The organism is Winogradskyella sp. 266wxhm (assembly GCF_058964685.1).
On sequence record NZ_CM179559.1, the window covers coordinates 2,030,720 to 2,043,648 of the forward strand.

The 12,929-nt window shown below is 34.5% G+C and carries 9 protein-coding genes; 2 read left to right on the forward strand and 7 right to left on the reverse strand.

Translation table 11 applies throughout. The features are described 5' to 3' along the window. The first annotated feature begins 24 nt into the window (after nucleotides 1-24). Complete coding sequence (locus AC2H4K_RS08950) at nucleotides 25-795, forward strand: XRE family transcriptional regulator (RefSeq protein WP_281139244.1); 771 nt, start codon at nucleotides 25-27, stop codon at nucleotides 793-795. Between the two features lie 51 nt (nucleotides 796-846). Here AC2H4K_RS08950 and AC2H4K_RS08955 read toward each other — a convergent pair whose 3' ends face one another. From AC2H4K_RS08955 to AC2H4K_RS08985, 7 genes are all read right to left on the reverse strand, one after another. After that, nucleotides 847-1,122 carry a F0F1 ATP synthase subunit delta/epsilon gene (locus AC2H4K_RS08955; protein ID WP_281139243.1) on the reverse strand — a complete coding sequence of 92 codons (276 nt, stop codon included), beginning with the start codon at nucleotides 1,120-1,122 and terminating at the stop codon, nucleotides 847-849. 77 nt (nucleotides 1,123-1,199) lie between these two features. Then, the gene (gene atpD / locus AC2H4K_RS08960) at nucleotides 1,200-2,708 is read right to left on the reverse strand and encodes a F0F1 ATP synthase subunit beta (RefSeq protein ID WP_281139242.1); all 1,509 of its coding nucleotides are present in this window, start codon (nucleotides 2,706-2,708) and stop codon (nucleotides 1,200-1,202) included. A 169-nt stretch (nucleotides 2,709-2,877) separates the two neighbouring features. After that, nucleotides 2,878-4,581: an SGNH/GDSL hydrolase family protein gene (locus AC2H4K_RS08965; RefSeq protein WP_281139241.1), complete on the reverse strand. Its 1,704-nt coding sequence runs from the start codon at nucleotides 4,579-4,581 to the stop codon at nucleotides 2,878-2,880. A gap of 22 nt (nucleotides 4,582-4,603) precedes the next feature. Next, nucleotides 4,604-7,375, reverse strand: a complete 2,772-nt coding sequence (locus tag AC2H4K_RS08970) for a TonB-dependent receptor (RefSeq protein ID WP_281139240.1) — start codon at nucleotides 7,373-7,375, stop codon at nucleotides 4,604-4,606. A gap of 172 nt (nucleotides 7,376-7,547) precedes the next feature. Then, nucleotides 7,548-9,395, reverse strand: coding sequence for a glutamine--fructose-6-phosphate transaminase (isomerizing) (glmS, locus tag AC2H4K_RS08975; protein WP_281139239.1), 1,848 nt, complete (start codon nucleotides 9,393-9,395; stop codon nucleotides 7,548-7,550). Between the two features lie 13 nt (nucleotides 9,396-9,408). Then, nucleotides 9,409-11,133 carry a BamH family beta-barrel-assembly machinery protein gene (gene bamH, locus AC2H4K_RS08980; protein WP_281139238.1) on the reverse strand — a complete coding sequence of 575 codons (1,725 nt, stop codon included), beginning with the start codon at nucleotides 11,131-11,133 and terminating at the stop codon, nucleotides 9,409-9,411. 8 nt (nucleotides 11,134-11,141) lie between these two features. Next, the gene (locus tag AC2H4K_RS08985; RefSeq protein ID WP_281139237.1) at nucleotides 11,142-11,954 is read right to left on the reverse strand and encodes a glycogen/starch synthase; all 813 of its coding nucleotides are present in this window, start codon (nucleotides 11,952-11,954) and stop codon (nucleotides 11,142-11,144) included. 111 nt (nucleotides 11,955-12,065) lie between these two features. Here AC2H4K_RS08985 and panC point away from each other — a divergent pair, with 111 nt between their 5' ends. Further along, on the forward strand, nucleotides 12,066-12,917 hold the full coding sequence (gene panC, locus AC2H4K_RS08990; protein WP_281139236.1) for a pantoate--beta-alanine ligase: 852 nt from the start codon (nucleotides 12,066-12,068) through the stop codon (nucleotides 12,915-12,917). Nucleotides 12,918-12,929 lie beyond the last annotated feature (12 nt).

Sequence of the window (12,929 nt, forward strand, 5' to 3'; positions counted from 1 at the left end):
GTAAATAATATTGCTGCAAATATTTTGAAACCGATTCAAGTCAACATAAAACATTTAAGAACCTTAAGAAAATTATCTCAAGAACGGTTTGCGGATGAGCTAAAATGGACGCGTTCCGTCGTAGGATCTTATGAAGAAGGTAGAAGCGAACCACCAATAGAGCGATTGATAGATCTATCAAATTACTTTGATATACCAATTGATATTTTAGTTAGAAAAGATCTCCGTAGAGCCAAGGATACTTCCTTTATAGAAGTTGGGAATAAGCGTGTACTTTTCCCCATAACAGTTAATGAGGAAAATGAAGATTTAATTGAAATCATTCCAGCTAAAGCTACTGCAGGTTATTTATCAGGCTACGATGACCCTGAATACATAGAGCAGCTTCAGAAAATAAAACTACCATTTCTACCAACAGGAACACATAGAGCTTTCCCTATAAAAGGGGATTCCATGTTACCAGTTAAGGATGGAGCTTTTGTTGTCGCTAAGTTTATTGATAATATTAGTGACATTAATAATGGTAGAACTTACATTGTGTTAACTAAAGATGATGGCTTGGTTTATAAGCGTATTTACATTCCAGAGAATGATACTCAGAATCTACTTTTAAGTTCAGATAACAAAGCATATCAACCTTATTTAGTTAAAAGAGAAAGTATTCTAGAGTTATGGAAATTTACATGTTGTATCAATACTCAAGAATATGATGAAAAGGAACTAAAACTAAGTTCTATTATGACAATGTTTCAAGAGTTGAAAGTAGAGCTTGAAGCAGTTAAAAATATGCCATAAAAAAACGCGAAGTAATTTACTTCGCGTTTTTCATAATATTTATAAGATAAATTAATCTGCTAAGATAATTAGCTTGTTATCTTTCATTTCTATAGTACCAGAATTGATAGCTAACCACACTCCTTTATCTGACTTAGTAAATTTAGAAGCAACTTCCTCTTTTAATTGAACGCTACCTGCTACTTTTACATCACCTTCTTTCAAAATTGAAACAATAGGTGCGTGATTTTCTAAGATTTCAAATTCGCCATTAACACCAGGAACAGTAACTGAAGTTACTTCTCCACTAAATAATGTTGCTTCTGGTGATACAATTTCTAAATACATATTTTTTAGTGTTGAGTATTGAGCATTGAGTAAAATTAGAAGTTTTCACTACTAACATCTCATGTCTCATTACTAGTTTACGCCTCAGCTAACATTTTTTCTCCAGCTTCAATAGCTTCTTCGATAGAACCTTTAAGGTTGAATGCTGCTTCAGGTAAGTGATCTAATTCACCATCCATAATCATGTTAAAACCTTTGATAGTTTCTTTAATATCTACTAAAACACCTGGAATACCTGTAAACTGCTCAGCTACGTGGAATGGTTGTGATAAGAAACGTTGTACACGACGTGCACGTCCTACAGCTAATTTATCTTCTTCAGATAATTCTTCCATACCAAGGATAGCAATAATATCTTGTAACTCTTTGTAACGTTGTAATAACTCTTTTACACGTTGCGCACAGTTATAGTGATCCGCTCCTAAAATTTCAGGAGTTAAGATACGAGATGTAGAATCTAATGGGTCTACCGCAGGATAGATACCTAACTCAGCAATCTTACGAGATAATACTGTTGTTGCATCTAAATGGGCAAACGTTGTAGCAGGAGCAGGATCCGTTAAATCATCCGCAGGTACATATACCGCTTGTACAGATGTAATAGAACCTTTTTTAGTTGATGTAATACGCTCTTGCATCGCACCCATTTCTGTTGCTAGTGTAGGTTGGTAACCTACCGCAGAAGGCATACGACCTAAAAGAGCAGACACCTCAGAACCAGCTTGTGTAAAACGGAAGATGTTATCTACGAAGAAAAGTACATCTTTTCCTTGTCCATCACCAGCACCATCACGGAAATATTCTGCAATAGTTAAACCAGATAATGCAACACGAGCACGTGCTCCTGGTGGCTCATTCATCTGTCCGAATACGAAAGTTGCTTTAGAATCTTTCATTGCAGTTTTGTCAACTTTTTGAAGATCCCATCCGCCTTCTTCCATAGAATGCATAAAATCTGAACCATACTTAATAATTCCAGACTCAAGCATTTCTCTTAAAAGGTCATTTCCTTCACGAGTTCTTTCACCAACACCAGCAAATACTGATAAACCACCGTGACCTTTTGCAATATTGTTAATCAACTCCTGAATTAATACAGTTTTACCAACACCAGCACCACCAAATAAACCAATTTTACCACCTTTAGCATAAGGCTCAATCAAATCGATTACTTTAATACCAGTAAATAAAACTTCAGTTGAAGTTGATAATTCTTCGAATTTTGGAGCTGATCTGTGAATCGGTAAACCTGCTTCACCAGCTTTAGGTAAATCACCTAATCCATCAATAGCATCACCAATTACATTAAAAAGACGTCCATAAACATCATCACCAATTGGCATTTGGATTGGCGCACCAGTTGCAGTAACCTCAGTACCTCTACTTAAACCATCTGAAGAATCCATTGCGATAGTACGTACGGTATCTTCACCAATGTGAGACTGTACCTCAAGTACTAAAGTAGAACCATCAGGTCTTTTAATTTCTAAAGAATCATAAATTTTTGGAAGTTCTGCGTCAGTACCGAATTCTACGTCGATAACTGGACCTACAATCTGTGCAACTTTACCTGTAACTTTTGACATTACTTATATGTTTTTGTTTTGCAATAATTTAAATATGAAAAACCAGCTCGTTTTTCGCGCTGCAAAGATATATTTTTATTTAAAAATAAAAGTGATTTTTGCGAGCTTTTTTCCATAAAAAAAGTGTGCCCTAAAAGAACACACTTTTTAAAATATATAGAATTAGTTTTTATTGTAATGTAGGGGAGTATGTAGTGCTGTAATTTGAAATATCGACTAAGTTCCCTGAGTTTTTGAAATTTGATCCATAAGCTAGATCAATAGCTTTTAACATTTCATTTGCAATTAGTGCGTAACCTCTAGAATTTGGGTGTACGCCATCAAGAGAAAATGCACCTCCAGTGACTAAATCTGATGTTAGTATGTATCCACTAGATGTTATTCCTGTTGTTGATAATTGATCCAATAAAGTATTGGCATCTAAAAATGCAAAACCGTTTGCTGAAGCAGCAGATTCTATTATTGTATTGAAGCTATCTATAGCAGTACTAATTTCATTTTGTTCAGATGGAATTAAAACCCATTTATCTGCCAGAGGAAGACTAATTCCTTCTACTGAAAATTGGGCAGCCAATGCTTGTGGTAATCCTTGTCCCACTAACGCAGTAACATTTGAAGTGTTAATAGTTCCAATTACATTTGAACTTGGTAATACAAGTAAATCTTCTTCTGTAGCTTGTCTGGACTGTCCATAAGTTGCACCTAATAAGTTTGCTGCTAACGGTGCTGCTGAGGCAGGTAACCCAAATTGAGCAATAAATGCAGGGAATGTTGGACTGGCATTTAATTGAGCAGTTATTATAGATGAAATATCAGCTAAGCTTTCATCTCTTATAATAACAGGACTAGCTTCTGTTTCAGAGAATACTATAGCTCTACTTGGGTCAACTGCTGAGAAAATTGGATTTAAAGCCCCAAAAATTGAATTTAATAAAGGTATTTGAGGCGCAAAATCAGGATTACAAGGATCTAGAGGAGCGTAAGGGACTGTCGTAAAATGAGGTATTGATGTAATATTGGGAATGTTTCCAATGATTCCATCTGCACCAGTTCCAACTAAAGTATTTACTATAGTATTATAAGCAGTTGTAAAAGTAGCTGTGTCTGTAATAGGATTATAATCTGATGATGCTGTGTTACTTTCACCACCAGAAAGTGCGTATCCTAAAACATCATTATTTCCAATCCATAATGAGAAAAAAGTTGGATTTTGAGCAACTGCATCAGCTAGTACCGTAGTAGAAGGATTTGAAGCCATTCTCACAAAGTAAGGATTCGCTGTACCTGCTAGAACGCCAGATGGATCACCATACCCAGGAGCTAATAGATGAAAACTTTTTGCTCCAGGGACTCCTAAGTTATTAAAAGGCCCAGTTGGGTTATTCATAATAATGTCTGTAGTTGGAGCTATAGGATTTGAGTTTGGATCTTCAGGGGATACACCTAAAATTGATGGTCCTGTTCTATCTGGGTTTGGATAAGGACAGCTGTCTTCGTTAGAATCAGGGTCTACATATACATATAATCTTGGAGAAGCAATAGGTGTGCCTCCATATAACAATCCACCAATATTGTCATTTGTAAGAGGTTGGTTAAAGTCACCACCGTTGGCTAGAGTTGCGAATTGTTGTGCCAATATTGCTGGTGTAGAATTCTCTTGAGAAATTCTATATAAGGCATTGTCAGTATACCCAGCTGTAAGCGAATTCCCAATGGCTATATAGTTTGAAAAATCTGCAATACCTTGTGTAAATTCTTCATTAATTATTGGGTCTTCACTATTTCTATCTCTTAAATCGTCTACGAGCTCATTCTCGCAACTCATCATTCCTAAGGTTAGTAATGATAAAGCTATATATTTTATTGTCTTCATTTTATATTTTTCTTTTCCGTTATTATAAATTGTTGATTGTCCAAGATAAGTAGTATTGAGAACCTATTAAACCAGTACCAAATGCTGTAAAGTACTCGTCTTGTAGCAAGTTAGTTGCTCCTGCTTTGAAAGTTGATTTAATACTTGGAACTTGATAACTAATTTGAGCATCCAACACATGATATGCTGGTACATCACCATCACCGAAAGAAGCTTCCCAGAAATAATTGTCACTCCATCTCCAAGCCACATTAAAGCCAAAGTTTTTGAATAATTCAGTTTTACCAAAAGACGCCTTTACTTTGTGCTCTGGTGTGTTGAAGTTTGTTCTAAAATCAGGATTCGCTTTTACGTCAAAGTCTAATTTAGCATAAGTGTAGTTGGCACTTAAATCGAAACCGTTAAATACTTTAGTAGAGACTTGAACAGCAGCACCATAAGAGTTTACGGTTTCATCTGAATTTGTGTAAGTCTGGTATACTTGATAATCTCCATTAGCTATTGCTGCCACTGCTAAAGGTGTACCACCTGTCGTTGTTTGTGTTAATTGTACATCACCATAAAAAGGTGCAATAACTGTTTCGTTAGCTAAGAAATCTTGGTAGGTATTATAGTATGCTGAAGCATCAATAATGAAGTCATTTATTTTACCACGATAGCCTAATTCAATAGAGCTTACTTGTTCTGGTTTTGCATAATTAGAATTTGCTATTTCTAATGCTGCAGGATTCCCTGTGGCTCCAAAATCTTGAACGGAAGAGGCAAAGAATGAGTTATTATAAGCACCAGTACCATCAAAGTTTATATTATTCTGACCTGTAATTGCAGATCCAACGGCACTTAAATCATAATTTCTAATATCTCTTTCTGGGTTGTCAAAAGCACCACCAATTAATATTGCTCTACCAACATCTAAACCAATATAAAGATCTTGAGTGGTTGGGTTTCTGAATCCTGTTTGGAAAGAGGCTCTAATGTTATGATCTTCATTTATTGTAAAACCAGCAGATAATCTTGGTGAGAAGAAACCGTCAAAAAGTTCTGATTTGTCATAACGAAGAGATCCAGTTAATTTTAAGTCTACATTCTCAGATAATTCCAATGATCTTTGTAATTGTGTGTAAACACCAACTTCTGAGTAGTTGATTGGTCCGTCAGTATCAGTATAAATAGTACCAAAAGAGTTTAACTTATATCTTCTGTAAGAACCACCAACTTGTACTTCAGCAAATTCAATCATATCACCAAAGTTATAATTAGCATCAGCGTGATAGATTTTAGAATTATCCTGAAATCTAGAACCAGAACCTAAATCAGGATCATTTGTAACCTGTTCAAATGTTCTCTGGAATTCAGGTGTTCCTGGAATTAATCTTCCTGTATCAGCAACAGCTCTAGATTGTGCATGCTTTTGTTCATCAGATAACGTAGGTTGCGAAAGTGTTAAACCAGCAAATGTTGAAATATAATCTCCAAACCAGTCAGCATCACTCTTCCAAGCTCTGTTAATATTTATACCAGTGAATACCATGTCGTAAGAATCACCAGCTTTATCTTCGGTAACATAACCCCTAACAAAGAAGTTATCGTTTCTAATTTCTATTTTATGTTGTTGTAAGAAGAAATTTTTAAGGTTATAACGGTTAGCACCTTGGTAAATGGTATTACCAGAACCAACTTTACCTACATATTGAATTTCAAAATCATTAGCCCACGGACGGAAATATAATCCCCAATCTGCTTTAATACTTTCAGCATTATAGTTTGTTAAGTCTCTTTCGTTGTATCCTGTACGACTTACTTCTACATCAGGAATAATTCCCAAACCAGAAGCAGATCTTATATTAGTGCTAACTTCATCACCATATACATTGATACCATCATAATCTGTATCGGCTCTTGTAAGTCCTCTGTTTAGTTTGTCTTCTTCACTAACAGCAGCCCAATCCGTTCCTTTTAAATAACCAAAATTAACTTTTGCAGCAAATTTGTCACTGAATTTATAAGCCATTCTTATACCTAAATCGGTATAATCATTGTCTCCAGCAGCTTCTTGAGAGGTGATACCTCTTTTCACATAACCGCTTATTCCTGTATGATCAAAAGGGCTTTTACTTCTCATAAATAAAATTCCATTGAAGGCATTTGCCCCATATAGTGCAGAAGAAGCACCTGGTAAAAGCTCTACGCTATGCACATCAGTTTCTGTCATACCCAATAAGTTTCCTAATGGGAAGTTAAGAGCAGGAGCAGAGTTATCCATGCCGTCTACTAATTGCATAAATCGTGTATTGGCAAAAGTCGCGAAACCTCTTGTATTAATAGACTTAAAAGTTAAACTGTTTGTGTTAATGTCTACACCTTTAAGATTTTCTAAACCATCGTAGAAATCTACTGAAGCCGTGTTTTTAATTTCTTTTAGACCAAAACGCTCAACAGTAACAGGTGATTCAAAAATACGTTCAGGAGTTCTTGAAGCAGAGATAACAACTTCATCAAGTTCGTTACCTTCTGCAAGAGTAACATCTACAGTTTGATTATTGCTTGTTATTTCAATTGTTTGAGCTTCAAAGCCTGTATAACTTATACGAATTGAAAACGGTGGATCTTGATCCACGGTCAAAGTATAGTTTCCATCAAAATCTGAAATAGTACCAGATGATGTACCAACTACTACAATATTTGCACCAGGTAAGGGTAGCCCAGTATTATCAGAAATTTTACCTTTAATTGTGGTTTGAGCAAAAGATACCACGCAAAAAAGCATTGTAAAAAACGTTAAGATTGTTTTCATGTTAGAGTATTAGTTAATTTATTAGTGAGCAATTTAATTAAATATATGAAATTTCAATAAGAATTTCTCAAAAAATTATGCATGCATAGCACTTTTTTTAAAAAATTAAGCCTTAAAATTGTGAATAGTTCAATTTTAAGGCTTTAAAATATAATTTTAATAACAGGAAATGTTACTCAACAGTCACAGACTTAGCTAGATTTCTAGGTTGATCCACATTTTTACCCAACATCACAGCAATATGATAAGATAGTAGCTGTAAAGGTATCGTTGTTAATAATGGAGAAAGACATTCTAATGTTTCAGGAACTTCGATGACATGGTCTGCTAATTCTTTTACACTTGTATCACCTTTGGTAACAATTCCTATGATTTTACCTTTGCGTGATTTTATCTCCTGAATATTACTTACAACTTTTTCATAATGTCCTTTTTTGGTAGCAATTACTACAACAGGCATTTGTTCGTCTATCAATGCAATAGGACCGTGTTTCATTTCAGCTGCAGGATAGCCTTCAGCATGTATATAGGAAATCTCTTTTAATTTTAATGCACCTTCTAAAGCTACAGGGAAATTAAATCCACGACCTAAATACAAAAAATTTGTCGCATTTTTATAGATGTCGGAAATCGTTTGTACATAAGCATCAGATTTTAATGCTTCTTCTACTTTACCAGGTATAGTTTCAAGTTCTATTAAATGATGTCTAAATTCTGAACTTGTAATGGTGCCTTTAGCTCTTGCTAAACGCAAAGCCATTAAAGTTAAAACTGTTATTTGAGTTGTAAAAGCCTTTGTTGAAGCTACACCGATTTCTGGTCCAGCATGAGTATACGCACCAGCATCTGTTTCTCTAGCAATAGATGAACCTACTACATTACAAACGCCAAAAACAAATGCTCCTTTAGATTTAGCCAATTTTATAGCTGCTAAAGTATCTGCTGTTTCTCCAGATTGAGAAATTGCAATTACGATGTCTTTTTCTGTAATAACTGGGTTTCTATATCTGAATTCTGAGGCGTATTCTACTTCTACGGGTATGCGAGCTAAATCTTCAAATATGTATTCTGCAACCAGTCCTGCGTGCCAAGACGTTCCACAAGCTACAACTATAATACGTTCTGCAGCGAGAAACTTTTTCATGTTGTCTTCAACACCAGCCATTTTTATAATGGCTTCATTACTTAACAAGCGACCTCTAAAGGTATCTAAAATAGCACTAGGTTGCTCGTAAATTTCTTTGAGCATAAAGTGGTCATAGCCACCCTTTTCAATTTGTTCTAAGTTAAGCTGTAGTTCTTGCATATATGGGTCTACAAGGCTATCACTTTTTATTTTTCTAACTTTTACCTCTTTTCCTCTTCGGATAATAGCCATTTCTTCATCTTCTAAATAAATGGCATTTTTGGTATATTCAATAAAAGGTGATGCATCACTTGCAATGAAAAATTCATCTTCTCCAATTCCAATAGCCAGAGGACTGCCCAGCCTTGCAACTACAATTTCGTTTGGTTTGTTTTTATCAAAAACCGCAATAGCGTAGGCACCTACAACTTGGTTTAATGCAACCTGAACTGCTTTACCAAGTTTAATATCTTCATTTTTCTTTACGTCTTCAATAAGGTTGACTAATACCTCAGTATCTGTGTCTGATTTGAACTTGTAACCACGCTTTATTAATTCCTTTTTAAGAGCATCATAGTTTTCAATAATTCCATTGTGAATAATTACTAAATCTCCAGAATTAGAATAATGAGGGTGTGAGTTTACATCGTTAGGAACACCATGTGTCGCCCATCTTGTGTGTCCAATACCTAATGTACCGTCGGTTGGAATTTCTTTCTCTAACTTTTCTTTAAGGTCAGAAACCTTTCCTTTAGTTTTAGATAGTTTTATATTGTTACCGTCAAATAAGGCTATACCAGCACTATCATATCCGCGATATTCTAATCTTTGTAGTCCTTTTATTATTATAGGATAAGCCTCACGATGTCCTATATAACCGACAATACCACACATAATTTTTGATTATTTAATATTCGTTTGGTTCTGTATAATATATTTCTAAATACACTTTTTTATCTTCGTTTTGCGATTCGGTATTACTACCATACAAAATAGTACCTCTTGGACTTAAGATAGAACTTATAGGTATAGATAATTGATCATTATCAGTATTTTTTTCTTTTGGTTGTAAAAAGTTGCCTTCTAAATTAACATTTAATGAAACAGCTAAACCAAGCTCAACATTTGTTGAGTCATTAATCAATAAATTATTAATATGATCAGTGATTTTTACTTTGTATTTAATACCTCTTTCTGTTGTTTCATCTCTTTGTAATGGACCAAGATGGTTATATTTTGAAAATGAAGGTAGTGTGGAATTTGTAACATCCAATGAATAATCGAACAAAGGTGTTTTATTATCTACGTCGTACACAAAAATGCGGTTTGGCTCGTTGTTTGGGTCTTCTGAATTACTGTTAAGAGTTTCATCATCAACGTAAAAAACTAAGTTAGCTTCGTTAACTAGCCTTTTGGACTTTACAAACTTACCACCTTCATCAGTTTCTACAAAAAGATTTTTAAATGTTTCAAAGTTGTTCATTTCAGGAATATCATCAACATTTTCACCATCAAAAAGTTTGATTTTAGCAACAGATCCAGGGCCACCTTTCAGGTACAATCGGCTATCACCTTCATTTGAATTGCCATCTGTAAGGGGAATGTTAGAAAAATCATTCTCAATAAAATTTATTCGATTAGGACCAAATCTTAAAACAAAAGTTCCTTGCTCTGTAGCTTCAACATCGTCAGTTGTTGAAGCAGTTAACCTTTTATAATAGATAGTTATATTTGCATTTTGGCTTGCTGTATTTAGAATTAAGAAACTGCCATCATCATTTACTGGTTCGGCCTTAAAATAAAGTCCTCTAAAATAATCTGAAAAGTTATTTTGGCTGCTAAGAACGGCATCTCCTTCTCGATTTATTATTTTATTTTGCCAGTATGTACGATCCAATAAAACTCTTATTCCAGGTGAAAGCCTTTCAGAAATTTCTAGCTCGCCATCTTCATTTTCTTCTTTAAGAACATGACCATCCTCACTTATTTCAACTTCATTGCTTATTATTTCAAATTGGTCTGTAGTACGGTTAAACTTAACGAAGCTTAATTCTTCACCTTCTAGTGGTGAAACGGACTCGCTACCACTAGCAGTCATATCAGAATAGTAAGCTTGACTTTCATCAAAATCTGCTGCAGGGTCAAAATCTCTAATAAAATATTCATTTTCAAAGATTCTCAATCTGATATTGTCTCTGCCTATAACTGAATCAATCTCATAAGTTACGTTACCATCATCATCTACATCTGTAACAAGGCTGTAATAAGGTAATCTAAGAACTACAGAATCTATTTGCTGAAAATCATCACCTCCAAAATCTGGATCAAATGAACTGGTAGTTAACTGAGTGACAAAGCTAGCTGTGGTTCTGCCATAAACGTCATCATATATTCCTAACGTATTAATTCCAGAGCCATTATTGGTTTGTACTGGTCCAACCACATCTGTATACGCAATAACTTCAGAAAATTCAGGGTAATTTTCTTTTAGTGATAGAATATCAAAGTTTGTAGCATTGTCACTATTAATGATATCCGATTCTATATTTGAAAAGTCTTTGTCACAAGCTATAAAACTTGATATAAGTAAGCCAAGAGCGATAAACTGTAGGGCAATTTTTTTATTTCTCATAAATAGTATTAACTGTTAAGTACAGCATTATTATAAAAATCAGTATAAGGATCAGCAAATTCTTCAATAGAAAAGTAGTCTAATACTGGTTTATTTAAATCATTTAAATAAGTGTCTAGTTCGTCTGGTAAATGTTCTGAACCTCTTATGATAGCATCTGAATTATCTATAGCAACTTTCATTAAATTCACATAATCTGGCTTTTCTAAGGGTTTTGTCATCTCTTCATCTAAACCATCAAAACTTATTTTTTTAAGCATGTCTTTATCTAACGTGCCATCGAAACTTTGATTGTATACAGAGGTAACAATTTTACTTTCAGTGAACAAAGGTTCGGTTTTGTAGTATTCTTTTAAGTATAAAGGTAATAAAGAAGCTAGCCAGCCATTGACATGAATAATGTCGGGTGCCCAGTTGAGTTTTTTCACGGTTTCAATAACACCTTTAGCAAAGAATATAGCGCGCTCATCATTGTCTGGGAAAAGTGCCCCGTTTTCATCGGTTAAGGTTGCTTTTCTTTTGAAATATTCTTCATTATCAATGAAATAAACCTGAATGCGTTCTTTAGGAATAGAAGCTACCTTAATAATCAAAGGCATGTCTAAGTCATTAATCACAAGGTTAATACCAGAAAGTCTAATTACTTCGTGTAGCTGATGTCTTCTTTCATTAATATTTCCAAAGCGAGGCATAAATATTCGAATCTGCCCTCCTTGTTTGTTCACCATTCTTGGAGCTTCAAATGACATTGAAGAGATCTCTGTTTCTGGTAAATATGGAACAACTTCCGAGGACACATACAATATTCGTTTATCTTTCATAAAATCTGCTGCTTTTTGAAAATTAATAGTAAAAACATGCAAAATTACAAAAATTTGTGCAGTTTGCCAGTAAAATATTATGTTTGCACGCGTTAATTTTTTGTTATTACATTGAAACAATTTCAAAATAAAACAGAATTATCACGTCATTTAAACACTCTAAAAGGCGTAAATAAGTCTGTAGGATTTGTCCCAACCATGGGTGCTCTGCACCAAGGGCATTTGTCTTTGGTAAATAGAGGATTAGACGAAAATGATATCGTTGTGGTGAGCATTTTTGTTAATCCAACCCAGTTTGATAATCAAGAAGACTTGGTAAAATATCCGAGAACTCTCAAAACCGATGTCGATTTACTTAAAACTGTAAGTGAAGATAGGATTGTGGTTTATGCGCCAACTGTAGAAGATATTTACGGAGATCATGTAGAGTCACAGTCTTTCAAGTTTGATGGCCTTGAGAATGAAATGGAGGGTGCTTATAGAGACGGTCACTTTGACGGTGTTGGTACAGTGGTTAAACGACTGTTTGAAATTGTAGAGCCTCAGAAAGCTTATTTTGGAGAGAAAGATTTTCAGCAGTTACAAATTATTAGAAAACTTGTTGAGTTACACAAGTTACCTGTAAATATCGTTGGCTGTAACATCAGTAGAGCCTCTGACGGATTAGCCATGAGTTCTAGAAATAAAAGACTGACTAAAGCACATAGAAATGTTGCTCCTCTTATCTTTAAAATCCTAAAAACTGCCAAAGCAAAGTTTGGCACAAAAAGTGCTAAAAAAGTTGCGGAATGGGTTGAAAAGCAATTTCAAAAAGAACCACTTTTAGAGTTGGAATATTTTACAATTGCAGATGTAACAACCTTAAAACCAGTAAAAAGAAAATCAAAAAACAAAACATATAGAGCATTTATTGCGGTATATGCAGGCGATATAAGACTTATAGATAATATCGCTTTAAATTAATTATCTTTGCCT

Excerpts from the sequence above, each read along its gene's own strand:
- AC2H4K_RS08985 (WP_281139237.1), bottom strand. The coding sequence starts at position 11,954 with ATGAAAGATAAACGAATATTGTATGTGTCCTCGGAAGTTGTTCCATAT.
- AC2H4K_RS08955 (WP_281139243.1), bottom strand. The coding sequence starts at position 1,122 with ATGTATTTAGAAATTGTATCACCAGAAGCAACATTATTTAGTGGAGAA.
- bamH (WP_281139238.1), bottom strand. The coding sequence starts at position 11,133 with ATGAGAAATAAAAAAATTGCCCTACAGTTTATCGCTCTTGGCTTACTT.
- AC2H4K_RS08970 (WP_281139240.1), bottom strand. The coding sequence starts at position 7,375 with ATGAAAACAATCTTAACGTTTTTTACAATGCTTTTTTGCGTGGTATCT.
- atpD (WP_281139242.1), bottom strand. The coding sequence starts at position 2,708 with ATGTCAAAAGTTACAGGTAAAGTTGCACAGATTGTAGGTCCAGTTATC.
- AC2H4K_RS08965 (WP_281139241.1), bottom strand. The coding sequence starts at position 4,581 with ATGAAGACAATAAAATATATAGCTTTATCATTACTAACCTTAGGAATG.
- glmS (WP_281139239.1), bottom strand. The coding sequence starts at position 9,395 with ATGTGTGGTATTGTCGGTTATATAGGACATCGTGAGGCTTATCCTATA.